At 57.7% G+C, this 24,355-nt stretch carries 22 protein-coding genes; 13 read left to right on the plus strand and 9 right to left on the minus strand.

The annotated features are described in order from the left end of the window. Positions 1-27 precede the first annotated feature (27 nt). The 3 genes from ABSG47_RS01520 to ABSG47_RS01530 all read right to left on the minus strand — a co-directional run bounded on the left by ABSG47_RS01520 (position 28) and on the right by ABSG47_RS01530 (position 1,828). Positions 28-423, minus strand: coding sequence for a RidA family protein (locus tag ABSG47_RS01520; protein ID WP_424165464.1), 396 nt, complete (start codon positions 421-423; stop codon positions 28-30). A gap of 13 nt (positions 424-436) precedes the next feature. Next, positions 437-850 carry a DUF1761 domain-containing protein gene (locus ABSG47_RS01525; protein WP_424165466.1) on the minus strand — a complete coding sequence of 138 codons (414 nt, stop codon included), beginning with the start codon at positions 848-850 and terminating at the stop codon, positions 437-439. A gap of 78 nt (positions 851-928) precedes the next feature. Beyond that, on the minus strand, positions 929-1,828 hold the full coding sequence (locus ABSG47_RS01530) for an Fpg/Nei family DNA glycosylase (protein WP_424165468.1): 900 nt from the start codon (positions 1,826-1,828) through the stop codon (positions 929-931). Between the two features lie 84 nt (positions 1,829-1,912). Here ABSG47_RS01530 and ABSG47_RS01535 point away from each other — a divergent pair, with 84 nt between their 5' ends. From ABSG47_RS01535 to ABSG47_RS01550, 4 genes are all read left to right on the plus strand, one after another. After that, on the plus strand, positions 1,913-2,629 hold the full coding sequence (locus ABSG47_RS01535; RefSeq protein ID WP_424165470.1) for a hypothetical protein: 717 nt from the start codon (positions 1,913-1,915) through the stop codon (positions 2,627-2,629). A 63-nt stretch (positions 2,630-2,692) separates the two neighbouring features. Continuing rightward, positions 2,693-2,968: a hypothetical protein gene (locus ABSG47_RS01540; RefSeq protein ID WP_424165473.1), complete on the plus strand. Its 276-nt coding sequence runs from the start codon at positions 2,693-2,695 to the stop codon at positions 2,966-2,968. Between the two features lie 18 nt (positions 2,969-2,986). Continuing rightward, complete coding sequence (locus ABSG47_RS01545; protein WP_424165476.1) at positions 2,987-3,178, plus strand: Cif family virulence factor; 192 nt, start codon at positions 2,987-2,989, stop codon at positions 3,176-3,178. A 90-nt stretch (positions 3,179-3,268) separates the two neighbouring features. Then, on the plus strand, positions 3,269-5,356 hold the full coding sequence (locus ABSG47_RS01550; protein WP_424165478.1) for a S9 family peptidase: 2,088 nt from the start codon (positions 3,269-3,271) through the stop codon (positions 5,354-5,356). 7 nt (positions 5,357-5,363) lie between these two features. Here ABSG47_RS01550 and ABSG47_RS01555 read toward each other — a convergent pair whose 3' ends face one another. Both ABSG47_RS01555 and panC read right to left on the minus strand, forming a co-directional pair. Next, positions 5,364-5,834 (minus strand): DUF6036 family nucleotidyltransferase, encoded by a 471-nt coding sequence (locus ABSG47_RS01555; protein WP_424165479.1) that lies wholly within the window; start codon positions 5,832-5,834, stop codon positions 5,364-5,366. A 191-nt stretch (positions 5,835-6,025) separates the two neighbouring features. After that, entirely contained in the window at positions 6,026-6,868 is an 843-nt protein-coding gene (gene panC, locus ABSG47_RS01560; protein WP_424165482.1) for a pantoate--beta-alanine ligase, read from the minus strand. A gap of 183 nt (positions 6,869-7,051) precedes the next feature. Between panC and ABSG47_RS01565 the strand changes: the two genes are divergently transcribed. Beyond that, positions 7,052-7,474, plus strand: a complete 423-nt coding sequence (locus tag ABSG47_RS01565; RefSeq protein WP_424165485.1) for a hypothetical protein — start codon at positions 7,052-7,054, stop codon at positions 7,472-7,474. Positions 7,475-7,741: 267 nt separating this feature from the next. Here the strand turns inward: ABSG47_RS01565 and thrS are convergent, their stop codons facing one another. Together thrS and ABSG47_RS01575 are read right to left on the minus strand one after the other, a co-directional pair. Continuing rightward, positions 7,742-9,775 carry a threonine--tRNA ligase gene (gene thrS / locus ABSG47_RS01570; protein ID WP_424165487.1) on the minus strand — a complete coding sequence of 678 codons (2,034 nt, stop codon included), beginning with the start codon at positions 9,773-9,775 and terminating at the stop codon, positions 7,742-7,744. 345 nt (positions 9,776-10,120) lie between these two features. Continuing rightward, positions 10,121-10,321: a cold-shock protein gene (locus tag ABSG47_RS01575; protein WP_058187212.1), complete on the minus strand. Its 201-nt coding sequence runs from the start codon at positions 10,319-10,321 to the stop codon at positions 10,121-10,123. A gap of 294 nt (positions 10,322-10,615) precedes the next feature. Here ABSG47_RS01575 and ABSG47_RS01580 point away from each other — a divergent pair, with 294 nt between their 5' ends. From ABSG47_RS01580 to ABSG47_RS01605, 6 genes are all read left to right on the plus strand, one after another. Then, on the plus strand, positions 10,616-12,031 hold the full coding sequence (locus ABSG47_RS01580) for a pyridoxal phosphate-dependent decarboxylase family protein (protein ID WP_424165490.1): 1,416 nt from the start codon (positions 10,616-10,618) through the stop codon (positions 12,029-12,031). A gap of 93 nt (positions 12,032-12,124) precedes the next feature. Next, on the plus strand, positions 12,125-13,276 hold the full coding sequence (galK, locus tag ABSG47_RS01585) for a galactokinase (RefSeq protein WP_424165492.1): 1,152 nt from the start codon (positions 12,125-12,127) through the stop codon (positions 13,274-13,276). 359 nt (positions 13,277-13,635) lie between these two features. Beyond that, entirely contained in the window at positions 13,636-15,366 is a 1,731-nt protein-coding gene (gene glgP, locus ABSG47_RS01590) for an alpha-glucan family phosphorylase (RefSeq protein WP_424165495.1), read from the plus strand. 307 nt (positions 15,367-15,673) lie between these two features. Then, the gene (locus ABSG47_RS01595; protein ID WP_424165511.1) at positions 15,674-18,967 is read left to right on the plus strand and encodes an efflux RND transporter permease subunit; all 3,294 of its coding nucleotides are present in this window, start codon (positions 15,674-15,676) and stop codon (positions 18,965-18,967) included. A gap of 39 nt (positions 18,968-19,006) precedes the next feature. Beyond that, on the plus strand, positions 19,007-20,278 hold the full coding sequence (locus ABSG47_RS01600) for an efflux RND transporter periplasmic adaptor subunit (RefSeq protein ID WP_424165498.1): 1,272 nt from the start codon (positions 19,007-19,009) through the stop codon (positions 20,276-20,278). 2 nt (positions 20,279-20,280) lie between these two features. Further along, a complete protein-coding gene (locus ABSG47_RS01605; RefSeq protein WP_424165500.1) occupies positions 20,281-21,777 on the plus strand; it encodes an efflux transporter outer membrane subunit in 1,497 nt (498 codons plus the stop codon). Between the two features lie 49 nt (positions 21,778-21,826). On the opposite strand, the gene ABSG47_RS01610 is transcribed toward ABSG47_RS01605, so the two are convergent. After that, entirely contained in the window at positions 21,827-22,354 is a 528-nt protein-coding gene (locus ABSG47_RS01610; protein ID WP_424165502.1) for an REP-associated tyrosine transposase, read from the minus strand. 120 nt (positions 22,355-22,474) lie between these two features. Continuing rightward, a complete protein-coding gene (locus ABSG47_RS01615; RefSeq protein WP_424165504.1) occupies positions 22,475-23,002 on the minus strand; it encodes a gamma carbonic anhydrase family protein in 528 nt (175 codons plus the stop codon). A gap of 225 nt (positions 23,003-23,227) precedes the next feature. On the opposite strand from ABSG47_RS01615, the gene ABSG47_RS01620 reads away from it, so the two are divergent. Both ABSG47_RS01620 and ABSG47_RS01625 read left to right on the plus strand, forming a co-directional pair. Further along, a complete protein-coding gene (locus ABSG47_RS01620; RefSeq protein WP_424165506.1) occupies positions 23,228-23,866 on the plus strand; it encodes a hypothetical protein in 639 nt (212 codons plus the stop codon). 40 nt (positions 23,867-23,906) lie between these two features. Beyond that, positions 23,907-24,355: aminotransferase class I/II-fold pyridoxal phosphate-dependent enzyme (locus ABSG47_RS01625; RefSeq protein ID WP_424165509.1), on the plus strand; the 449-nt coding region annotated here is incomplete at its 3' end.

Below are 24,355 nucleotides of genomic sequence, written 5' to 3' on the forward strand. Positions count from 1 at the left end.
ACAAAGAGTGGGACGAAAAAGAGTGAATTACTCGACTTCGGCGATGAGCTCGATTTCTACCAGGATGTCGCCGGGCAGGCGGGCGGCCTGGATGGTGGTGCGTGCCGGTGGCGGCGTCCCTGCGGGGGCCAGGTAGCTGGCATAAATGGCGTTCATGGCTGCGAAATTGTTAATGTCCGACAGGTAAACGTTCGCTTTGACGACCTTCTCAAAGCTGGTGCCTGCGGCTTCCAGGATCGCCTTGAGGTTTTCGAGGGTGCGGATGGTCTGCTCCTCGATACCGCCGGGAACGACTTTGCCGGTAGCGGGGTCCAGCGGTCCCTGGCCCGCGGTGAAGAGCAGTTTGCCGGTGACAACGACGCCCTGCGAGTAAGGGCCGATGGCCGCGGGGGCGTTGGGGGTGGAGATGATCTTTTTGCTCATGGCTAGATTGTAATCAACGCCAAACCGCGAGTACGCCGCCGGTGAGCGTGCAGCCGACGAGCCAGTAGCCGCCGACGATGGCGAAGTAAGCAAATGGGCGGCCTTCGTAGATGCGGTGCGCGTAGAGCAAACCGCCGATGAAACCGAGCCAGCAGAGGAAGCCGATAAAGGCCCCGTGGCCGAAGTTGTCAGCTCCGGCCCAGACGACGATGTGGGCCATGACGAGCGAGAGAAGAAGATTTCCGATGAAGGACGCGATCATGCCGTGGACCATGCCTTTGGGCTTCTCTCCCATGGGACGACCGACGATGGCGGCCCAGGGTTTGGCGAAGAGCAAAGGCGAAAACCAGAATGCGCCCAGAATCCAGAAGCCGATGCCTATGGCGAGAATCGCCCAGAAGTTGAGCATGTGGTGGATGTGTTGCATGGCAGGGCCTTTCGAGAGCGGAATTTCAGGGGAGGGATTGAGGGTCGCGCAAGGAATGGTGGAGTGTCAAGAAAAATGCTACTTGCGCTTCAACATTTCCAGTTCATCCAGCGTGCGGGGCCAATCGGAACCGAGCAGGCGTGAAAGTCCGCGGTCGGCAAGGAGCTTGCCGCCAGTCTGGCAGGGGGGGCAGTAGTTGGTTTCGTTATCCGCGTACTGGATGCGCTGAATGGGCGAGCCGCAGCGCGGGCAGGGCTGGTTGAATTTGCCGTGCGCGGCCATCTCCGGGCGGAAGGCCGTCACCTTCTCTGGAAAGGATTCTTTCGCTTCGGCGTTGAAGCGGTTGATCCAGAGGGTGAGCGTCTCGCGAGTTGCTGTGAAGAGGCTCTGCCATTGCTCGTCTGTCATCTTGTGCGTCTGCAGAATGGGTGAGAGCCTGGCGGCGTGGAGGATTTCATCCGAGTAGGCGTTGCCGATGCCGCTGACGATGCGCGGATCGGTGAGCGCGCGCTTGAGGGTGCGGTTTTCGCGGGTGAGAGCGTTGCGGAAGCCTTCGAGATTGGTGGAGAAGACTTCAATGCCGCCGGGGTCAATGTCGTCGAGAGCTTCTGTGCTGCCGAAGACGTAGAGCGAGGCGCGGCGCTTGGAGCCGGCTTCTGTCAGCACAAGAGTGCCGTCCGAAAAATCAAAAGCGAGAAGCCCGACTTTGCCAGGGAGCTTGGCGAGAGGCGGTTTCCAGTGCAGGCGTCCGGCGATCATGAGATGCAGGACGAGCCATAGATCACCTTCAAGGCCGATGGCGATGCGCTTGCCGATGCGGCGCAGCGCCGTGACTGCACGGCCTTCTGCGGATTCAAGCGGCGGGCTGACTGTGCGGAGAAGAAAGATGGAGCCGAGACGGACGTGCTCAAGCTTTTGCCCGAGGATGCGCGCTTCGAGCGCGGTGATGTAGGCGGAGATGTCGGGTAGTTCGGGCATCTCTTCAAAGACTGCGATAATTTGTGCCGATGTGCAATACAGTTCTTTTGGGCTACATACGTGTTCTTCAAGAATGGAGTACCGGTGAAAACAAATCCGTGGTCAGCTTTGCAGCAGATCTGGCTGAGCGTCGGCCTCCCTGGGTTTCATAGCGAGACAACCTATCAAGGCTATCAACTCGAAAAAATGCCAGCCATCCCGATCAAACTGGATGATGATCTCATGTGGCTTTATATCAACGGTACGCCGCGTCCGGGAAACGGGCTTGACGGACGCGATGAGTTTGCCAAGCCATTGCCTCCGGCCACGGTGGTGAATTTGGCAAAAGAACTGAATTTGCCGCTCCCGGCGAGCTTCAGCCAATTTATGACATCGCCTGACTTGCAATCGAGAGTACGATCTTGCACGGATTGTTATTTAGATCCCGGAGAACGAATTGTTGAAACCATTGGTTCTATTCCGGGTTATCTCATGCATTTCCTTTCTGACTCTCAGAGCTGTGCGCACTGGTATCTGCATGTTCTTCCAGATGGGCGGTCGGCAGTGCTGCAGTCTGCTGATCTCTACTGTTATGAGGTTGAGAATTCGGATTGGATGGAGAATCCGGCATGCAGGCAGGAGCGAATTGATTTGACGATGATAGAGGCTTACTTTTGTGCGTCGTCCTTTTCAGAGTTCCTTTTTCGCTTCTGGATTGAAAACGAGATTTGGTATGTCGTTAGAGATTATGAGAGACGTCCGTTGACCGCTCTTGAAAATGCTTATCTCGAAAATCGAGTCATAAGAGTAGGCAAGAATTAATCTGCTCATATGATGCGCGAATCGACGTGGTAGGTTTGGCCCATTTCTTAGTGGAGAATTCGTATGATTTTTTTGAGGAAGTCTGGTCTTGGAATTTTGTGTGCTTTGATGCTGGTGATGGCGGCCTGCGCCGCTGGCGCGAAGCAGACTAAGGTGTGCTCGGCGACGGATGCTGATAAGCCGGCGGTGGCTGAGACTCTGCGGACGATGTATGCCATGGCGATGAAGAATGACGTGGCGGGCTTTGATGCTTTGATTGCGCCGGGGTTCTATATGTATGACAATGGCGCGCGGCTTGACGGCGACACGATCATGACCAAGGTGATGCCGGAGCAATAGAAGAAGGGTTACAAGTATGTGTGGTCTGTGCAGGAGCCGGTGGTGGAAGTGGACTGCAACATGGCTTGGATTACGTATGTGAATAAGTGTTCGGTGACGATGCCGGATGGGAAGAAGACGGATATGCAGTGGCTTGAGTCCGCGGTGCTGGAGAAGCGCGATGGGAAGTGGTTGTTGCGCTTCTTTCATTCGACGCGTGCGGCACAGTAAGAGCAGGCCGGGCAGCGACGATCTTGTATAGTTGGCAACACAAGTCTTCCCCACGTTTTGCGAATCCATTTCAATGCAGGTGCTGCTTTTATGAAGATGCGTTTGGTCTCTGTTGTGGCTGTGTCCGTAGTGGCTTTGTCTCTGGTGTTTTCCGCGGGGTTGTTTGGGCAGAGCCCGCCGACTGCGCCTGCGACTTCGCGTGTGGCAATTCCTGCAAAAGCGGGTGAGAAGTTTGACCTGGCTTGGATTGGGAAGATTGTGCGTGTCTCCGATCCGCAGATTGCGCCGGATGGCAAGTCGCTTGCCGTTGTGGTGGTACGCAATGACTATGACGAGGACCTGAATGTATCCGAGCTGGCGTTGGTGGATACGGCGACGGGCAAGACTCGCAGTCTGACGCATGGGCGAAAGACGGCTTCGTTTCCACGCTGGTCTCCGATGGGGGACAGGCTGGCGTTTCTCGCTGGCGATGCGGAGAAGCACAACCAGATTTTTGTGCTCGACATGGCGGGCGGGGATGCCGAGCAGGTGACGAAGAGCCCGACTTCGATTCAGCAGTTCGCGTGGAAGCCGGATGGGACGGCGTTTGCATACGCGGCGATTGACGAGGCTCCCAAGCTGAAGGACGCGGACAAGTTTGATGATGCGTTTGAGGTCGGTAACGGGAGCTTTCTGGATCGCGAGAAGGCGCTGCCGACACATCTGTGGCTGATTGGGGCCGAGGGCCGCGAGGCGAAGCGGCTGACGCAGGGCGCGTGGTCGCTGCCGGTGGCGTTTCCGCCGGGGCCTCCGGCTTCTCCGATTGCGTTTACGCCGGATGGGACGAAGCTGATTTATGTGCGACTGGAGAACACGTACTCGGGTGACCGTAAGTACTCGTCTCCGCAGGTGCTGGATCTTGCAACGGGCAAGTCAGAAGCGATTACGACGCATACCACCTGGGCGGGATTTCCGGTGATTTCGCCTGACGGGGCGCATGTGGCGTATCTGTATCTGCGCGATGGGGTGGAGCGGAACTATGAAGACATTTATGTGGTGAACGGGCTGAAGGGGGATGGCGCGAACATTACGCAGGCGATTGACCGCAATTTTTACCGCGCGTTGTGGACGCCTGACAGTAAGGCGATTTTGACCGGGGCGAACGATGGCGCGACGGCGGCGCTTTGGCTGCAGCCGCTGGATGGCAAGGCGGCTCGGCTCGATCTAAATGGCGTGACTCCGAATACGGGCTACTGGCTGGATGTAAATGTTGGCGCTCAGGGGCAGATTGCTTTTGCGGGGACGGAGCCGCACAGACCGGCGGAGATTTACCTGATAGACTCGCCGACGGCGAAGCCGCGCAGGCTGACGACTTTCAATGCGGCGTTTGATGACGGGCTGAAGCTGGGCAAGAGTGATGTTGTGACCTGGCAGAGTCCGGATAAAGCTCCGAAAAACTGGACGGAGAATGGGATTCTGACCTATCCGCCGGATTATGCACCGGGCAAGAAACTGCCGCTGGTGCTGTACATTCACGGTGGGCCGAACTCGGCATCGAAGGACACGTTTTCTACCTTTGCGCAGTTGATTGCGGCGCAGGGGTGGCTGGTATTTGAGCCGAATTACCGGGGCAGCGATAACTACGGGAATGATTTCTTTCGCGCTATTATTGACGACTCCGGCGACGGGCCGGGGCGCGATGTGTTTGCCGGCCTGGACATGCTGAAGAAGCGCGGCATTGTGGATGAGAACAACATTGCCGTGACGGGCTGGAGCTATGGCGGCTACATGACGACGTGGCTGATGGGTCATGCGCAGTTCTGGAAAGCGGCGATTGCTGGCGCGCCGGTGACGAATTTGCTGGACCAGTACAACCTGTCGGATGCGAATGTGGCGCGTGCGGGAGCAATTGGCGGCTCACCGTATACGGGCGACTGGATGAAGCACTGGGTGGAGCAGAGTCCGATTACGTATTACGACAAGATGGTGACGCCGACGCTGGTGCTGCAGGATGTGGGTGACTATCGCGTGACGATTACGCAGGGGTATGAGCTGTATCACTCACTGAAGGATCGCGGGGTAAAGACGTACTTCTATGCATATCCGATTGGCGGGCACAGCCCGGCGGACCCGGTGCGGATGCGGGATGTTTATCGGCGATGGATTGAGTGGCTGGGGGAGTACTTGCCGCGTAATTAGCGGAGGACTACTGTTCCCCGGCCTTGTGCGCGTCGCGTATGGCGGCGGCATCCGCGATGTCTTGTGGTCTGCCAGCAGAGAGCTTATTCGCGATCATGTCATCTAACGATATGAAAGATGCGGTGAGTCCAGTGTCTGCGTCAATGATTACTTCAATCCGCCGACTCCATGCCTGATCGAAATCCACTCCAGAGATGCGCGGAAGAATCTCGATCATGTTAGGCGGAAAACCCATACGGAAGAACGAGCCGGGATCTATGAGGTCCTCAGGCCGTAGATCTGCCAGCGGCGCGCCGAATTTTGTCAGCGCTGCGTAGACTGCTTTTGCATTTTCAGGATCTTGCTGAACGAAAAGATCGAGGTCTTTAGTAGCGCGTGGCTGTGCATGCACGGCGACTGCGTAGCCGCCGACGATAAGGTATTTAACGCGATGCGAATGGAACGCGGACAAAAGTTCTTTGAAGTCCTTGCTGAACATCGCGCGTAGGTTCCTTCCACTGGTAGAGCATGAATGACAATTCAGCTGCGGCGTCGAGGCGAGCTTGAGGAGACAGTGCCTGCCACTCGCGGTATTCGTCCGCTTTCATCTCCTCGAAGCTGGTGTATCTCTTCAGAGTCATCTGCATAACTTATTGTCGCACCGCGACAGTTGTGATTCAATGCCCGATTTCACAGCAGGATGGTGTTGTCGATGAGGCGGGTTGCGCCGACGTACGCGGCGATGGCGAAGAGAGTGCCGGGTGTTGCGGTCTCGACGGGGAGAAGCGTGGACCAATCTACTAAGGCAATGTAGTCGATGCGGATTTTGTTCTCGTTTTGGATGAGCTTGTCTGCGGCGGCGATGAGCACGGCGGTGTCGGTGACGCCATTTGTGAAGAGAGTCTCTACGCGGCGGATGGCTCGGCTCAGGCTTAATGCTTGTGTGCGTTCTTCGGCGCTGAGGTAGACGTTGCGCGAGCTTAGGGCGAGGCCGTCAGGGTCGCGGATGATGGGGCAGACTACGATTTCGACGCCGAGGCGCAAGTCCTCAGTCATGCGGCGAAGGACGGCGACCTGTGCGGCATCCTTCTGGCCGAAATAGGCGCGGTCCGGTTCAGCCGCAATGAAGAGCTTGGAGACTACAGTGGCGACGCCGCGGAAGTGGCCGGGGCGGGATGCGCCGTCGAGGCGATCGCTGAGGCCTTCGACTTCCACGAATGTGGTTGTGCTGGTTGGGTAAAGTTCATCGACTGTTGGAGCGAAGATGACGTCTGCGCCTTCGGCTTCGGCTAGTTTGCAGTCTGCGTCGAAGGTGCGTGGGTAGCGGGAGAAGTCTTCGTTGGGGCCGAACTGGGTGGGATTGACGAAGATGCTGACGGCTACGGCATCGCGTTCTCTGCGCGCGGCGCGGATGAGCGATGCGTGGCCGGCGTGGAGCGCGCCCATTGTTGGGACGAGGCCGACAACTCTGCCGCCGGTGCGGCGTGTGCGCGACCAGGCGCGCAATTCAGAAACAGTATGAATGATTTGCATAATGCTTTTCTGCTGAAGACCCAAACGAGTCCCTTACTGGGCTGACGCGAAGTTTTCGAAACGTGACTTCATGTGAACAGCTGATTAGACTTCACTTGATGGAAAGAAATACATCGCTTCAAGTTTTACATCATGCGATATACTCATCTTCCACACGATATGCGACGGGTAATCCTTCTGTTCATGCTGGGGATTTTCTCCACAGCTCTATTAAGCTCTGCCATCACGGTCTATGCATTCCATGATGTGGATAAGGACCAAATCGGCCACTGGAATGAAGCGCTCGCAGGATTGTGTATCGAGAGCGTTTTATTCACTGTAATAATCGGTGGAGGAGTAGGACTTCTTACGTTGGTGGTACGATACTTTTTTCATCTCAAGAGATACCTTCCTCGTGCAAAATTGGGTCTGCTACTTGGAATTGGTGTTACCGTACTTCAATATCCTTGGGACTTCTTCGCAAGGATGGCCTTTCCAACGCTCGCAGATTTCTCTCGTTCCCTCTATCTGATCGCTGCGATCGTTCTTTGCTCCGTTGTCATCGTCCGCGATAACTTCAGGCAGATGAGATTGCGCGATGCTCAAGTTGCTTCATTCGAAAATTGATGGTTTCTGAAAGCCGTGTTTTTGGAAACTTCAGGTTAAAAGCCCCATCGTGTCAATAAAGGTTTCTTGCTATCCCACATCCCAACTGCGGGATGTGCGGCACCCATTGTCTTTGATGGGTCTACATCCTGAAAAGCAACAACAAAAGCAACCGCAGGTCCTTCGACTCGTCGGTCACGCGCTGCGTGACCGGCTTCGCTCAGGATGACACCTCTGTAGGGGAACGAAGGATGTTATTGGTCCCTGCTCCCTCGTTCGCTTGGTCCCTTACAGCTCCGTGGATTGCGTGGCGACCAGGTTTTTCGCTTTGGCGATAAAGTCGGCTAAAGGCATGGAGCCCTGGTCGCCTTTGCCTCGGGTGCGAACGCTGACTGCGCCTGCTTCCTGCTCCTTGTCGCCGAAGACGAGGATGTAGGGTGTCTTGAGGTTGGCGAAGTCGCGGATCTTGGCGTTCATCTTTTCGTTGCGTATGTCTGATTCGACCCGGAAGCCTGCGGACCGCAACTCCTCCTCAATTTTTGAGGCGTAGGCTGCATGGCGCTCGGCGATGGGCACGAGGCCGATCTGCACGGGCGCGAGCCAGAGCGGGAAGGCTCCGGCATAGTGCTCGATGAGTACGCCGAAGAAGCGCTCGACAGACCCGAACAATGCGCGGTGGACCATGACGGGCTGATGGCGCTCGCCGTCTTCGCCGACATACTCCAATTCAAATCGTGCGGGAAGGTTGAAATCGAACTGCACGGTGGAAAGCTGCCAGAGACGGCCCAGCGCATCGACGAGTTTGATGTCGATCTTCGGGCCGTAAAATGCGGCTTCGCCGGGGATGGTCTTGTAGGCGATGCCTTTTTCTTTGAGAACTTTTTCAAGCGAGCCAATGGCGAGGTTCCAGTTGTCGTCGCCGCCGAGATAGTGGGCGCGGTCGTTCGGATCCCAGCTTGAGAGCTCGATTTTGAATTCGTTGAAGCCGAAGGTCTTGAGCACGGCTTCAGCAAAGTCGATGCATGCGGCGACTTCGGATTCCACCTGGCCGGGAGTGCAGAAGATGTGCGCATCATCCTGCGTAAACCCGCGAACGCGCAGCAGGCCCTGCATGGTGCCGGAGCGCTCATAGCGATAGACGTTGCCGAATTCGGCATAGCGCTGGGGCAGGTCGCGGTAGCTCTTGGGCGAATCCTTATAGATGAGGATGTGGCCGGGGCAGTTCATGGGCTTGAGGCGGTATTCGGCGTCGTCGAGCTCCATAGGAGTGAACATATTTTTGGCGTAGACGCCAGTGTGGCCGGAGACCTCCCAGAGGCCTGCGCGCATGACGTGCGGCGTGTAGACCAGCGAGTAACCGCGCCGGATGCACTCGTCGCGCATCCAGTCTTCCATGATCTTGCGGATGATGGCGCCCTTGGGATGCCAGAAGATCAGTCCCGGACCGGCGAGCTCCTGAATGCTAAAGAGATCGAGCTGCTTGCCGAGCAGGCGATGGTCGCGGCGCGCCGCTTCTTCAAGGCGCGCGAAATGCTCGTCCAGATCCTTCTTCGAGAAGAAGGCCGTGCCGTAGATGCGCTGAAGCTGCGGATTCTTCTCATCGCCGAGCCAGTAGGCACCGGCGAGGTTGGTGACCTTGACGGCTTTGACACGGGCTGTCGAGGGCACATGCGGGCCGCGACAGAAGTCGGTGAAGTGACCGTTCTTGTAGAAGCTGACTTCGGAGCCGGGCTCGGTGAACTTCGTCACGAAGTGCGTCTTCATGAAGTCGCCGTCTTTTTCAAATTCGGCCAGAGCCTGCTCGCGCGGCTCGTGGATCCGCTCGAATTTTTCATCGCGGGCGATGACCTCGGCCATTTTGGCTTCAATGGCGGTCAGGTCTTCCGGCGTAAAAGGCTTTTCGCGATAGAAATCGTAAAAGAATCCCGAATCCGTGGCGGGGCCGTGGCCGAGTTTTGTCTCCGGGAAGAGCTCAAGAACAGCCGTCGCCATGACATGCGCGGCGGAATGGCGAACAACCTTCAGAGCTTCGGGATCCTTCTCCGTGATGAGCTCGAGCTTTGCGTCTTCGGTAAGCGGCGCGGAGAGATCGACGAGACGGGGCGCGGAGGCGCTGCCGGCAGCATACATCGCGGCTTCCGGCGAATCTTCTCTATCGGCAACGGCATGCGCTGTGGCTCCGGCGGGAGTGATGCGGGCGACGACGGCGGCGGCGGCGAGGCGCGGTGAGATGGAGTTGGCGATCTCAAAGGGCGTGGTGCCGGAGGGAACCTGGCGGACTGCTCCGTCAGGGAGGGATATGGAGATTTGATTCTGGCTCATGATGATCGATGTGGTAACGATACAGGATAAATGAACAGCGGGGACTGAGGGATTGGAAGGCTATGGTTCCAAAAAAGAACGCCGGCATCCCACCTTTGTGCAATGGATAACTCTATGCGGCGGATGGCAGTATGCAGAAGTTACTCAAGCTTACCCTGGGCGCAAGCAAGACTGCTTTCTGCACGGGCGACGATTACCTCGTGTGGAGGGAACGCGCCTGGGGTGGGGTTTTCAATCGGTTGAAAAATGCACGTTTTTGCGGGGGCGAAAGCGAAGGGCTGGGATTGCTCCCAGCCCTTCAAAGTGTGCGTTGCTAAGATTCTGCCGGAATCCGGCCTTTGAGATTTAGAGAGGCTGCACGTCGGCAGCTTGCCATCCCTTGGGCCCCTTGACCACGTTGAACTGAACAGCCTGGCCTTCTTGCAAGCTCTTAAAGCCGTTCGCGTTGATTGCCGAATAATGTACGAAAACATCTTCGCCATTCTGACGCGAAATGAAGCCGAAACCCTTCGCGTCGTTGAACCACTTCACAGTACCTTGTTCCATTTTGATCGTGTTTCCTGGTGTTGAATTGCGCTGGATGAATCGGAGCGGCCACTGGCAGAATCTTGCTTGGTTGGGCGAGTACTGCTCACGCCCGGTTCGCCTCTAACGCTGATTGGATTGTAGCACCTTCCCGATGGAAAGTGGGCGGGACTGTGCGCCGATTCCGCTTTCCCTCCCCGAAATGGTTCCTTGCGTAAGCTTTTGAAGAATCAGGACTTTCGTTTCGTTACGAGATCTTTATGTGGCCATAATGGAGAGCTGACCGCCGGTGTCGTGATAGGGTGGAAGGTCGTTATGACTGCCTATCCTTTCGTAGAAAAGTCTGTCCCCGGATTGCTCGCCAGAGCTGAAGAGCGGCTGGCGGCCGAGTTTTCTACCTTGCCGGAAGCAGGCCCGGACAGCAAGTATTCTCCGGAGCTGTCTCAAATTGAGGCAGTTCTTGAGAAAACCGCATCTCGGCTCGGCGATAACTACCCATATTTCCATCCCTTGTATGCAGGGCAGATGCTGAAGCCGCCGCACCCCGTGGCGCGGGCGGCGTATGCGCTGGCTATGGCGGTCAATCCGAACAATCATGCGCGGGATGGCGGCCGGGCCAGCTCCGAGATGGAGATCGAGGCGGTTCGCGGGATTGCGGAGATGTTTGGCTGGGGTTCCCAGTCTGATTCCGGCGGGTTTCTGGGACATCTGACCAGCGGCGGGACCATGGCGAACCTGGAGGCGCTGTGGGTGGCGGGGCAGCTTGCGCCCAAGTCGGGAATCGCCAAAAGAATTGTCGGCTCTGAGCAGGCGCATTACACGCATGGGCGGATTTCCAGCGTACTGAAGCTGGAATATGCGCCGGTAAAGGCAGATGCACGCGGACGAATGCGGCTCGACGCTCTTGAGGACGAGCTTCGCAAGGGCGACGTGGGAACCGTGGTGGCGACGCTCGGGACGACGGCCATTGGGGCTGTCGATCCGCTGGAGGAGATTCTGGTGCTGCGCGAGAAATATGGCTTCCGGGTGCATGTGGACGCGGCGTACGGAGGCTATTTCCGGCTGATTCGGGATCACTTGGAAGAGTCGGCGCGGCGGGCCTTCGAGGCGATCTCCCAGGCCGATTCGATTGTGGTCGATCCGCACAAGCATGGGCTGCAGCCGTATGGATGCGGGTGCGTGCTGTTTCGAGATGCGGCGGTCGGGCGGTTTTACAAGCACGATTCGCCGTATACGTACTTCACTTCAAAGGAGTTGCATCTAGGGGAGATCAGCCTGGAGTGTTCGCGGGCCGGCGCGGCGGCTGTGGCGCTGTGGGCCACAATGCAACTGCTTCCGCTGATACCCGAGGGCGAATTTGCGCGAGGGCTCGCGGCAGGACGCAGGGCGGCGGAGGAGCTGGATCGCAAGGTGCGGGCGGATGGCAGGTTCGAAGCGCTGGCGAGCGGCGTCCCGGAGCTGGATATTGTCGTCTTTCGGGTAAAGGCAGCTTCGGTGGCAGAGTCCTCGCGATTGGCTCAGGAGATCTTCGATGCCTGCGCGGAGCGGAATCTGCATCTTGCGCTTGTACAATTGCCGGAACGCTGGTTTTCCAACCCGGCTACAGCGAAAGATGCCCCGGAGATGGTGACTTGCCTGCGATCCGTGCTGATGAAACCGGAGCACGAAGCATGGCTGCCGCGCATCTGGAACGAACTGGATACGGCGACAGCGAAAGTTCTGCAAACCTGAGAAATGGATGAAGAAATGACGGTGTCTGCGGGCCCTGAAGAAAACGTTGTCATGGTGGATTGCCGGTACTAGGGCGTTTAGATTCGGAGAACTATGCAGAATCCTGCAGATTTGCGTTCGCTTCATATGGCCCGGTTTGGTGTTGAGCCGGAGATCTTTGCCGCGCCGGGGCGGGTAAACATTATCGGCGAGCACACAGATTACGCCGAGGGTTTTGTGATGCCGGCGGCGATTGACTTTGCCACGCTGGCGGGGATTTCGCCGCGCAACGACGGGAAGATCCTCATTTACTCGAAGAACTTTGACGAGGAACGAGAATTTCAGTCCAAAGCGCTGCCTGCCGCGGCCAGTCGCCACTGGAGCGATTATCCGCTCGGCGTGCTGGCGATTCTTGCCGGCGTAGGCTACACAATTCCGGCCTTCAGCCAGAGCATCTGGAGCGATGTGCCGCTGGGATCGGGGCTTTCGAGCTCGGCAGCGATCGAGGTGGCCACAGCTCTAGCGGTTTGTTCGCTGCTGAAGGTGGAGATTCCACGCCCGGTGCTGGCGCGGCTCTGCCAGCGGTCGGAGAACGAGTTTGTGGGCTCGGCCTGCGGGATTATGGACCAGTTCATCAGCGCGAATGGAAAGAAGGATCACGCGCTGCTGCTCGATTGCCGGGATTTGAGCTACAAGCTGGCGCCGATTCCGCCGGATGTGGCCTTGGTGATTGCGAACACGATGGTGAAGCACGCGGTGACAGGCGGCGAGTACACCAGCCGCCGCGCGCAGGTGGAAGAGGCTGCGGCGGTGATTGGCCGGCACAGGCCGGAGGTGAAGTTTCTGCGCGATGCGACGCTGGAAGACCTGGAGAAATGGGGCGCGGAGATGTCGCCCGAGGCCGTGAAGCGTGCGCGGCACGTGATCGGCGAGAATGAGCGGACTGTCGAAGCCGCCCAGGCGCTCGCCCGAAACGAGAGAAAAAAATTAGGCAGGCTGATGGCCGAGGCGCATTGGAGCTACAGCCGCGACTTTGAAGCAAGCTGCGTGGAGGCCGATGCGATGGTGGAGCTGGCGCAGGATTTGCCGGGGCTGATTGGAGCGCGATTGACGGGCGGAGGATTCGGCGGATGCACGGTGAACCTGGTGGAGGCGGATCACGCGAAGGAATTTGCAGCGGAACTGGGCCGGAGATATGAAACGCGGACCGGAATTCAACCACAAATTCACATTTGCCACGCTTCAGACGGTGCACGGAAAGTCTGAATGGCTCATCTAAGCGGACAAGTTGTATTAGAAGCGTTTCACATTGTGGCCCGAAGTGAGAATTGTGATTCACTTCAGTATGGAAAGATTTCGGCCACTTACATATTGAAGTCATTGATTTTGCGTGTCATGAGAACAAGCTAAAGCGGTATCCAAACTGGCCCGCTCGTGGGACGGTTTGGGCATAGGAATCTTGTTAAAATCAAGACAAAATGAGACGCAGGCGGTTTTTTTACAAAAGCCTGACACATTCCGATAAAAGACGTGTCTTTGATTGATAACTGTTCCATTTTTCAGTACGGGACACTGGAGGGCGCTTTTATTCCATGCACAATTCATCCGCTAAGCCGTTTACTCATATGACTCTGCCGACCACGGGCAGGGTGGCGTATTTCTCCATGGAGATTGCGATCAACCCCGGCATGCCGACCTATTCAGGCGGCCTGGGTATGCTGGCCGGCGACACGCTGCGCTCCGCGGCGGATATGGACCTGCCGCTGGTGGCCTTTACGCTGCTGCACCGCAAGGGATATTTCCAGCAGCATCTCGATGCCACCGGGCAGCAGTCGGAAGAAGTGCAGCCGTGGAATCCAGAGGAGTTCTGCGCGGAAGAAGCCGCGCGCGTAACCGTCTCGATTGAAGGGCGCAAGGTGACGTTGCGCGCCTGGCGGTACGATCTCACCGGGCAATCGGGCCACGTGGTCCCGATTTATCTGCTGGACACGGATGTGGACGGCAACTCGGGCTGGGACCGCGGGCTCACGGATCACCTGTACGGCGGAGACACCAACTACCGGCTGCAGCAGGAAATTGTGCTGGGCATGGGCGGCATGCGCATGGCTTCGGCTCTGGGTCTGGAAGTCAATGTCTTCCACATGAATGAGGGCCACGCTGCCTTGCTGACGCTGGCGCTTGTCGAAAGCGCGATGGGCGGCGGTCCGGAGGGATTTGCCACGGACGCCGATGTGGAACTGGTGCGGCAGAAGTGCGTCTTCACCACGCATACGCCTGTTCCGGCAGGGCATGACCGCTTCAGCAGCGAGCAGACAAACCGGATTATGGGCTCGGAGCGTTCGTCGCACCTGGAGAAGCTGGGCTGCTTCAGGGATGGAATGTTGAACATGACGCTGCTGGCGCTGAAGTTTTCGCGCTATGTGAACGGCGTGGCGCTGCAGCATGGAAAGGTTTCCAGGGAGATGTTCCCGGAGTATGCAATTGATTCCATTACAAATGGCGTGCATGGGCCGACGTGGATTTCAACGCCGGTGCAGCTCATGCTGGACCAGCATATTCCCGCATGGCGGCGCGACCACCTGTATCTGCGGAATGCAATCGATCTTCCCGAAGATGCGATTCTGAAGGCGCATGCGCGGGCCAAGCGGAATCTGTTTACGGCCGTGGAGCAGCGGAGCGGACATAAGCTCGATCCCCAGATGCTGACGCTCGGCTTTGCGCGGCGCGTGGCGACGTACAAGCGCGCAAATCTGTTATTTAACGATCCGGAGCGGCTGGTGAAGATTGCGGCTCAGGCTGGCGGATTGCAGATTCTGTACGCGGGCAAGGCGCATCCGCAGGATGAGCCCGGCAAAGCGCTGATTCGCGATGTGGTTGAGAAGGCTTCAGAGCTCGAAAGCGAGACGTTGAAGATTGTGTATCTCGAAAACTATGCGTGGGATCTGGGCGCGCTGCTGACTTCCGGCGTGGATGTGTGGGTGAATACACCGCGGCGTCCCTACGAGGCCAGCGGCACCAGCGGTATGAAGGCTGCCATGAACGGCGTGCCGAGCCTGTCGATTCTGGACGGCTGGTGGATTGAAGGCTGCTTTGAGGGCGTGACCGGCTGGGCGATTCCGGATGGCAAAGATGATGCCGAGGAAGCTGCATCGCTCTATGACAAGCTCGAGAATGTCGTAGTGCCGCTGTATCGCGAGACGCCGGATAAGTGGGCACGGGTTATGCGAACCACGATGGCGCTGAACGGCACATTCTTCAACACCAACCGCATGGTGCAGCAGTATGTTCGAAATGCGTACTACCCGGTGCAGGTTCTGGATGGCGCGCGGGTGGTCGAGGCGGCCTTTGCCGACTAAGGCGGCCGCTGAGACCGTTCTTCCGAAAGATTGAGTTATTTTCCGGTAATATTAAAGCGAAGTCGCACTTCGCCGAGCGCAGATAATGCGTCGTTTCCGGTGTTCCGAACGTCTTATGCACTGTGAGATGTTTTTGCCATGCATTGGGGCAATTTGTGCGTCCCATCATCCGCATGGTCTAACCTAGAACTTCAAGGAAACATGGACCCCCACGGGTTCGATCGTAAAGCAGGCTTTTTCTGCGAGAATTGCTCGCAGGCAGGTCGGTATTGATCGGCCCGGCTCTGGAGCGAGAACCAGCCCTATGATGTGGATTGTCCGGCTTGCGCTAAGGCGGCCTTATACCTTTGTCGTCTTCGCGTTTTTCATTTTGCTCCTTGGCGCCTACAGCATCGAAACGATGCCAACGGACATATTTCCCAACATCAATATCCCAGTCGTGACGGTGGTGTGGCAGTACACCGGGTTGTCGGCCGACCAGATGGCCAACCGCATCGTGTCCAACAGCGAACGCGGCATGACGACGACGGTCAATGACATCGAGCACATCGAGTCGGCCTCACTGAACGGCATTGCAGTCATCAAGGTTTACTTCCAGCCCAAGGTGGATATCGCTTCGGCTGTGGCGGAAGTTTCGGCAATCTCTCAGGTGCAGCTCAGGAGCCTTCCGCCGGGCACAACGCCGCCGTTCATTATTCAGTACAACGCATCGAGCGTGCCGGTTTTGCAGCTTGGACTCTCCGGCGAAGGCCTGGATGAGCAGAGGCTGAACGATCTCGGCCAGAACAACATCCGCACCCAGTTGGCAGAAGTGGAAGGCGCGCAGACGCCCTATCCGTATGGCGGCAAGCAGCGGCAGATCCAGGTGGATATCGACCTTCCTGCACTGCAGGCGCGCGGTCTTTCACCGGCTGACGTGGTGAATGCCGTCGGCGTGCAGAACCTGATTGTGCCTTCGGGCACGATGAAGGTGGATCAGTTCGAGTACGCGGTTGAAACGAACTCCGCGCCGAGCGTTGTGGCGCAGTTGAACGATCTGCCGATCAAGACATCCAACGGCACGGTGGTGTATGTCCACGACGTAGCGCACGTGCGCGACGGCTATCCGCCACAGACCAACATTGTGCACATCGATGGCCGGCGCGCCATCCTGATGAGCATCATGAAGACCGGCTCAGCCTCTACGCTGGACATTATTTCCGGCGCGAAGGAGAAGATCGACGCGATGGTGAAGCGCGGCGAGCTTCCGCAGCAGTTGAGGATTGTTCCGCTGAGCGATCAGTCGATCTTTGTGCGCGGCGCAATCAACGGCGTGGTGCGCGAGGCGATCATTGCAGCCTGCCTCACGGCGGTGATGATCCTCGTCTTCCTCGGCAGTTGGCGCTCGACGCTGATTATCGCGGTCTCCATCCCGCTTTCGATTCTCTGCTCGATCGCAGTGTTGTCCATGCTCGGCGAGACGATCAACATCATGACGCTGGGCGGCATGGCGCTGGCCGTCGGCATCCTGGTGGACGACGCAACGGTGGAGATTGAGAACATCAATCGAAATCTGGAATCGGGCAAGGAGATTGAGCAGGCGATTCTGGATGGCGCGGCGCAGATTGCCACTCCGGCGCTGGTTTCAACGCTGGCCATCTGCATTGTGTTTGTGCCGATGTTCTTTCTAAGCGGGGTGGCTCGATACTTGTTTGTCCCGCTGGCTGAAGCCGTGGTCTTTGCCATGTTGGCCAGCTATCTGCTCTCGCGAACCATTGTGCCTACAATGGCGCGCTACCTGCTCAAGGAGCACGATGAAGCCGAGGCGAAAAAGAAGAAGACCAGCCGCAACCCGTTCGTGCGCTTTCAGCTTGCCTTTGAGCATCACTTTGAAAATGTCCGCGTTGGTTATCTAAGGCTGCTGACGACGTGCGAGGAACACGCGGCAGTGTTCTTGATCCTCTTTATCCTCTTCTCCATAGGTTCCGTGCTGGCGCTGGCGCCGTTCCTCGGCCAGGACTTCTTTCCGGCGGTGGACTCGGGCGCTTTTAAGATTCACCTGCGCGCGCATACGGGAACGCGTATTGAAGAGACGGCGGCGCTGTGCGATCGCGTGGATGCGACGATCCGGGAAAATATTCCGCAGAGCGAGATTGTCGGCATTGTCGACAACATTGGCCTGCCTTACTCCGGCCTGAATCTTTCTTATTCGACAACTGGCGTTGTGGGCACGGCAGACGCGGATATCCAGGTGCAGTTGACGGAGGAGCATCATCCGACGGAGCCGTATGTGGATCACCTGCGCGAGGTATTTGCAAAGCAGTATCCGGGCGTGACGTTTTACGTGCTGCCGGTCGATATCGTGACGCAGATTCTGAACTTTGGCCTTGCCGCGCCAATTGATGTCCAGATTGTTGGGAATAACCTGAACAGCAACCGCGCACTGGCACAAAAGATGCTGGAGGAAGTACGCCATGTGCCGGGTGCCGTGGATGCGCGCATCCAGCAGCCCTTTGACCTGCCGAATTGGACGATCAATGTGGATCGCACGCGGGCAGGAGCTATTGGACTGTCGCAGTCGAATGTTGCGCAGAGCGTGCTGACGGCCCTCAGTGGAAGCTTCCAGACCGCGCCGAACTTTTATCTGGACCCGCGCAATGGCGTGAGCTACAACGTGGCCACGCAGAGCCCGCAATACAAGGTGGATTCACTGGCCGATCTGAAGAGCATGCCGATTACCGGAGGCGGCTCGGGAATTCCTGCAGCGATTGGTTCGGGCGGCAGCGTGACGACTGCGCTGTCCACGAATGCTCCGGGCGCGCCGAAGCCGGTGCAGGTGCTCGGAAACCTGGCTTCGATTCAGCCGGGGAACGAGCTAGGCGAAGTGAGCCATTACGACGTGCAGAATGTGCTGGACATCTATACAAATGTGAACGGCACGGATCTGGGCTCGGTCACACGTGCAATGCAGAAGATCGTGGACAAGCATCAGAAGGATCTTCCGCGCGGCTCGCACTTTACACTGCGCGGGCAGAGCGACACGATGTACAAGAGCTACATTGGATTGATCGGCGGACTGGCGATGTCGATTCTTCTGGTGTACCTGCTGATCGTGGTGAACTTCCAGTCATGGCTTGATCCGTTCCTGATTATTTCGGCTTTGCCGGCTGCGCTGGCGGGCATTGTGTGGTTCCTGTTCCTGACCGACACGCGCTTGAGCGTGCCGGCGCTGACTGGCGCGATCATGTGCATGGGCGTGGCGACGGCGAACTCGATCCTGGTGGTGAGCTTTGCGCGGGAGCAGTTGGAGATGCTGGTGGGCGATTCCCGCAAAGCCGCATTGAATGCGGGTTTTGTGCGCTTCCGCCCGGTGCTGATGACAGCCTTGGCGATGATCATCGGCATGGTGCCGATGGCGTTAGGATTGGGCGACGGCGGTGAGCAGAATGCGCCATTGGGCCGCGCGGTCATTGGCGGACTATTATTCGCCACAATAGCTACCCTGTTTTTTGTGCCGGTGTTTTTCTCCGTGGTGCATGGCTGGCTGGGCAAGCGCAGGGAAAAGAAAGAAGCCGCTCATGGACACACGCACATTTTGCAGGATGAGTTCGGCGAAGCGTAACGAAGACGAGCTGATGATTAGCTTCTGGAGTATCGGGATATGACGAACGAAGAGAATTCCAAGCCGCGGAATGACGTGCAGAAGAAGAATGGGGCACAGGCCGTGCATAATGATGAGAGCGCGCCGGATCATGCAGGGGTTTCCGGTCGCGGCACATTGATCACAGTGGGCGTGCTGCTGGTTGTGGTGGCCGTGCTCGCCGTGTATGGCATCTGGAAGCGCCATCGCACAAGCGAGGTCCTGGCGGATACGACCAACGAACTGGCCGCGCCGACGGTGATTGCCCTGCCGGCCAAGCCGGGCGCAACGGTGGACAGCTACGTGTTGCCGGGCAACGTGACGGCGTTTTCCGATTCGCCGATCTTCGCGCGCACCAGCGGCTACCTGACCAAGTGGTATTACGACATTGGCGCGCCTGTAAAGGCGGGCGCGCTGCTGGCGGAGATTGCCACGCCGGAACTGGATCAGCAGTTAGCGCAGACCGAAGCCGACCTGGTGACCGCGCAGAGCAGCGCCAGCAATGCGCGCGTGCAGGCGGAGCGCTACAAGGGGCTCGTCACCTCCGATGCGGTCTCGAGGTTGGATACGGATACGTTTGTGACGCAGGAGGCAACGACCTCCTCGGCCGTGAAGTCCGCGCAGGCAAATGTGCAGCGGCTGAAAGAGCTGCAGAGCTTTGAGAAGGTGTATGCGCCATTTGATGGCGTGGTGACGGCGCGCAGTGTGGATGTAGGACAGCTCATCACACAAGGATCGACTGCGGAGTTGTTTCATATCCAGGCGGTGCGCACGCTGCGTGTGTACACCAATGTGCCGCAGGTATATACGCCGGGAATCGAAAAAGGACAGAAGATTGACCTGACCTTCCCGGAACATCCGGGCAAGACGTTTCAAGGCACGCTGGTGAGAACGGCAGATGCCATCGATCCGGTGAATCGCACGCTGCTGGTGGAAGTGGATGTGGACAACCGCAACGGCGAGCTCACTTCGGGCTCGCTGGCGCAGGTACACCTGAAGACGCCTGCCCAGGGGCAGACGTTTATTGTGCCGGCTGCGGCGCTGATCTTCCGCCGTGAGGGAATGCGGGTGGGCACCGTGGTGCATGGCGATGTTGCACACCTGGCGCCGGTGACCATTGGCGAGGATGACGGCGCGACGGTGCAGATCGTTGCCGGCCTCAATGCGGACGACAAAATCATTCAGGATCCGCCGGACTCGCTGATTGAGGGTGAGAAGGTTCGCCCGCAGAGTTCGCCTGATCAGAATTCGTCCAGTCCGGGCGCGCCGAACCAGAAGGGCGGAGGCAAGTAGGGATGCGGAAGCGGTTTTCTATTGCTGTACCGGGCCGTGCTGTAAGTCTCGCCGCGGGTCTCGCCGTGCTGAGTTTTCTCGCCGGCTGCAAACCCGTGGGTCCGAATTACACCCGTCCGACATATACCGCCCCGCCAGTCTACAAAGAGGCCGGCGCGCCGACTGTCACCGTGCCTCCGCCAAATCCGGATGGAGGCGCATGGAAGCCGGCCACGCCTTCTGATGGAATGCTGAAGGGCAAATGGTGGGAGATTTACAACGATCCCCAGCTGAATGCCCTCGAAGAGCGCATTGACGTGAATAACCAGGCCGTCAAGCAGGCGATGGAGACTTACCTGGCGGCGCGTGACCAGGTGAAGTCGGTACGGTCGCAGTTGTATCCGCAGTTCTCAGTGGGCCCAGGCTATTCCTATAACCGGCTCAGCCACCATCAGCCGGACGCATTGCCGACCACCCCAACCAGCTTCAACGATCTGTTGCTGGCAGGCTCAGGAAGCTGGGAACCGGATTTCTGGGGCAAGATTCGGCGGAGTATTGAGGTTGCACGGTCCACCATGCAGGCGGATGCCGCGCTGCAGGCAAATGTGAGCCTGACACTGCAAGCCGAGATGGCAGCGGACTATTTTCAGATGCGCGGACTGGACTCGCAGATCCGGCTGTTGAAGAATACGGTGTCCGATCTGGAGCAGCAGCTTGACCTGACGCAGCGGCGGCTCAGCGGCGGCGTGGCCACGGATGTGGATGTGGCTCAGGCGCAGACGGAGCTTGAGACGGTGAGGGCGCAACTGGTGGATGTGAGTGTGGCACGCGCGCAGTTTGAGCACGCAATAGGCACCATTGCCAATTACACGCTTTCGAACTTCAGCATTCCCTTTGCGCCGCTGGATCTGACCCTGCCCAATGTACCGCTGGGCGTGCCTTCGCAGTTGCTGGAGCGCAGGCCGGATATTGCCGCAGCGGAACGGCAGGCGCAGGCAGCCAATGCACAGATCGGGGTTGCGATCAGCGCATATTATCCGACGATTACTCTGAATGGAGCGGGCGGCTTTCAAAGCACGCACGGCGGCACGTGGATACAGGGGCCGAGCGCGCTATGGTCGCTGGGGGCTTCCGCTACGGAACTGCTCTTTGATGCAGGCCAGCGCCACGCGCTTACCGATCAGGCTAAGCACCTGTACGAGGCTCAGGCCGCCGGCTACAGGAACACGGTGTTTTCGGCTTTTCAGGATGTAGAAGACAATCTCTCGACGCTGCGCACTCTGAACGAAGAGGAGGCAGTGGAGAAGCGTGCCGTGGATGCCGCACAGCACTCGCTCGATCTTTCCAACCAGCGCTACAAGGGCGGTGTAACCAGCTACCTTGAAGTGATTACGGCAGAGACCACGCTGCTGATGAATCAGCGCACACTGACGGATCTGCAGACGCGGCAGTTTGCCTCCAGCGTACAGTTGGTTCGCTCCTTGGGCGGCGGATGGGATGCCTCGCAGCTGCCGAAATAGAGGGGTAACGGTAAGAATTTCTTGATGAGTTACAGAATAGGATTCTGTATCAGGGCACGACTTCAGTCGTGCCGCTCGATCTCGAACTAGAAGACCCGGGCTTTAGCCCCCGCGTTTTTTGCTCTATCAGATACTGAAAGCAATACGGGTATTGATTCGGGGAAGTGCAGAGGCCAGCTTTTATCGGATTTTCTGCAATGTAACGGCGATGTTGTTCCCAGCTCTCTGAATCTTCAACTCGCACTTCAGAGAATCCTCGCTGCCAGACTTCTCCCAGATAGCCGGTTTCCTTCTTGAGACGGTAGGAGAAACCTCCTTTGACCAATTGCATTGCCAATTCGATACTCATTCCGCTATCTACCGTGATGAGCAGGTGAATGTGATCCGGCATGATGACAAAATCATGCAATTGAAAGCGGCCCTGAGCGACGTAACTACGTAAGACATCAATCAACAAAAGAGCATTTCGTTCTGACTGCAGAAGTCGCCGTCCCATGCTTGTTTTTGCAGTGGCAAAAAACGTGCGTGCGGAGGCGCGAATGCTCCCCGGATCAGCATTCCTTGATGGTCGTGCCATGGATTGACCTCTTGGTACGTATGCTGTGCGCGGGGGCTAAAGCCCAGAACCTTAATCTGACGCTTATCGGCATGGCTAAAGCCATGCCCTGATACAAACGCAGATCAACGTCTGAATTCCTCAGACACTCTGTGAAGCTTGCTCTTCCAGATAAATCTTCGTGTAATCCAGATAATTCTGCGCGTACTCAAGAATGAGCTTTCGGTCGGCGTCGCCTAGCTCGCGGCGCTGTTTACCGGGGACGCCGGCCCACAGCGTGCGCGGCGGAACGACGGTGTGTTCGGGCAGCACGGCTCCGGCGGCGATGATCGAGCCTTCGCCGATGCGGCAGTCGTTGAGAATGGTTACGCCCATGCCGATGAGCACGGCGTCTTCCACCGTGCAGCCGTGGACGGTGGCGTTGTGGCCGATGGTGACCCAGTCGCCGATGGTGACGGCGTAGAGATTGCGCTGGCCGTGGAGGACGCAGCAGTCCTGCACGTTGGAGTTTGCGCCGACGCGGATGGAGTTGACGTCGCCGCGCAGCACGGCGTTGCACCAGACGGAAGAGTTCTCGCCGAGCTCGACATCGCCGAGCACCTGGGCGGAAATATCGATGTAACAGCTTTCGGGAATCTTTGGCCAGCGGCCGCGGTAGCTGCGGATCATGGGTTGCTCCTTAAGGCCAAAGTGTAGTCGATTGCGGCTGCGGCGCGGGAGCGGGGCGGGCTGAGGCTGTTGGTAATCAATTCATTGAAAAACTGCTTGCTGGCATCGTGCTGCTGCCTGTATGATAGGGCGCACAGAAAAAACATGCAGCCGGAGACCCTGCCGTGCGCGGCGCATCGCACGGCCCGTCGCGCCGCATCGCACCGTTATCGAGGAGATTCCTTCATGCTCGAACAGAAGCTGATCGTTGGCCGTTTTTTCGATTTGCCGCCTATCGTCACGACGCCGGTTTACGTCGGCCCTGCCGTGAATTTCTTTCATGAAGTCACTTCCGTCATTCGGCACTTGAATGAGTCGACCAAGACTTCGTTTTTCGGGCCGAAATCGAGCACCACAGGAATGGGAGCGCATGCCTCCAAGGCACACCGCAACTTTGTATGGCTGCCGTGGGAAAAGGGGTTTGTGACAGAGGTTCAACTGGCAGGCGTGGATGTGCTGACCGGTCCGATGTCCGGGTGCTGGATTTCGCGCTACACCAAGAACGGCAATACATACGTGGGCCATGTGGGAACAGACGTAAATTCCCAGGCCAATACAACCCAGGCAAAGGACGCATGGAATCAATTTGCGGCCGGAAAAAATGGGATTACCGGATTCAATCCCTCAAATCATTGGGCCCTGAATCCGGTTCCGTCAACGGGGAATGACGGCGGATTCTGCATCTACGGCCTGATAACGGCAGCGGGCTCTTTTTACAGCGTGTTTACCTATGAGCAGGGGAAGGTGGGTCACTCGAATAATTTCAGAATTGCCGGTATCCGGCTGGAGCAGGATGCGCTTCCCCTAAACGGCCAGATTCCGTAAGCGGTTTTGCGCCGGCATAAAAATCTGTAAAGATGGAAGTATGACGACTGTAACCGCTCCCACCAAGGTTTTTGCCGACCGTATTGGCCGGATTGAGGTTTCTGCAACCATGGCCGTGGCCGCTGAGGCCGCCAAGCTTCGCGCCCAGGGCGCCAAGCTGGTGGATTTTGGCGCGGGCGAACCGCATTTTCCCACTCCGCAGCACATCAAGGACGCTGCCATCGCCGCCATTGACGCGAACTTCACACGGTACACGGTGGTGCCGGGAATTCCCGACGTGCGCAAGGCGATTGTGGAGCGGCATGCGACGGACTTCGGTTCGGACTACAGCATTGATGAAGCGATCTTTACCACCGGCGGCAAGCTGGCGCTCTTCAATACGATCCAGATTCTCGTGGATCACGGCGATGAGGTGATTCTGCCGGTGCCGTACTGGGTGAGCTTCAAGGACATCATTCAGTATGCGGGCGGCAAGGTGGTCTTCCTCGA

It is taken from the genome of Occallatibacter sp., from assembly GCF_049510455.1.
Lineage (GTDB): Bacteria > Acidobacteriota > Terriglobia > Terriglobales > Acidobacteriaceae > Telmatobacter.

What these genes read in the sequence shown, in the direction of transcription:
- ABSG47_RS01520 (WP_424165464.1), bottom strand. Translation starts at nt 423, where the DNA reads ATGAGCAAAAAGATCATCTCCACCCCCAACGCCCCCGCGGCCATCGGC.
- ABSG47_RS01525 (WP_424165466.1), bottom strand. Translation starts at nt 850, where the DNA reads ATGCAACACATCCACCACATGCTCAACTTCTGGGCGATTCTCGCCATA.
- ABSG47_RS01530 (WP_424165468.1), bottom strand. Translation starts at nt 1,828, where the DNA reads ATGCCCGAACTACCCGACATCTCCGCCTACATCACCGCGCTCGAAGCG.
- ABSG47_RS01540 (WP_424165473.1), top strand. Translation starts at nt 2,693, where the DNA reads ATGATTTTTTTGAGGAAGTCTGGTCTTGGAATTTTGTGTGCTTTGATG.
- ABSG47_RS01550 (WP_424165478.1), top strand. Translation starts at nt 3,269, where the DNA reads ATGAAGATGCGTTTGGTCTCTGTTGTGGCTGTGTCCGTAGTGGCTTTG.
- ABSG47_RS01555 (WP_424165479.1), bottom strand. Translation starts at nt 5,834, where the DNA reads ATGTTCAGCAAGGACTTCAAAGAACTTTTGTCCGCGTTCCATTCGCAT.
- panC (WP_424165482.1), bottom strand. Translation starts at nt 6,868, where the DNA reads ATGCAAATCATTCATACTGTTTCTGAATTGCGCGCCTGGTCGCGCACA.
- ABSG47_RS01565 (WP_424165485.1), top strand. Translation starts at nt 7,052, where the DNA reads ATGCTGGGGATTTTCTCCACAGCTCTATTAAGCTCTGCCATCACGGTC.
- thrS (WP_424165487.1), bottom strand. Translation starts at nt 9,775, where the DNA reads ATGAGCCAGAATCAAATCTCCATATCCCTCCCTGACGGAGCAGTCCGC.
- ABSG47_RS01575 (WP_058187212.1), bottom strand. Translation starts at nt 10,321, where the DNA reads ATGGAACAAGGTACTGTGAAGTGGTTCAACGACGCGAAGGGTTTCGGC.
- ABSG47_RS01580 (WP_424165490.1), top strand. Translation starts at nt 10,616, where the DNA reads ATGACTGCCTATCCTTTCGTAGAAAAGTCTGTCCCCGGATTGCTCGCC.
- galK (WP_424165492.1), top strand. Translation starts at nt 12,125, where the DNA reads ATGCAGAATCCTGCAGATTTGCGTTCGCTTCATATGGCCCGGTTTGGT.
- glgP (WP_424165495.1), top strand. Translation starts at nt 13,636, where the DNA reads ATGACTCTGCCGACCACGGGCAGGGTGGCGTATTTCTCCATGGAGATT.
- ABSG47_RS01595 (WP_424165511.1), top strand. Translation starts at nt 15,674, where the DNA reads ATGTGGATTGTCCGGCTTGCGCTAAGGCGGCCTTATACCTTTGTCGTC.
- ABSG47_RS01600 (WP_424165498.1), top strand. Translation starts at nt 19,007, where the DNA reads ATGACGAACGAAGAGAATTCCAAGCCGCGGAATGACGTGCAGAAGAAG.
- ABSG47_RS01605 (WP_424165500.1), top strand. Translation starts at nt 20,281, where the DNA reads ATGCGGAAGCGGTTTTCTATTGCTGTACCGGGCCGTGCTGTAAGTCTC.
- ABSG47_RS01610 (WP_424165502.1), bottom strand. Translation starts at nt 22,354, where the DNA reads ATGGCACGACCATCAAGGAATGCTGATCCGGGGAGCATTCGCGCCTCC.
- ABSG47_RS01615 (WP_424165504.1), bottom strand. Translation starts at nt 23,002, where the DNA reads ATGATCCGCAGCTACCGCGGCCGCTGGCCAAAGATTCCCGAAAGCTGT.
- ABSG47_RS01620 (WP_424165506.1), top strand. Translation starts at nt 23,228, where the DNA reads ATGCTCGAACAGAAGCTGATCGTTGGCCGTTTTTTCGATTTGCCGCCT.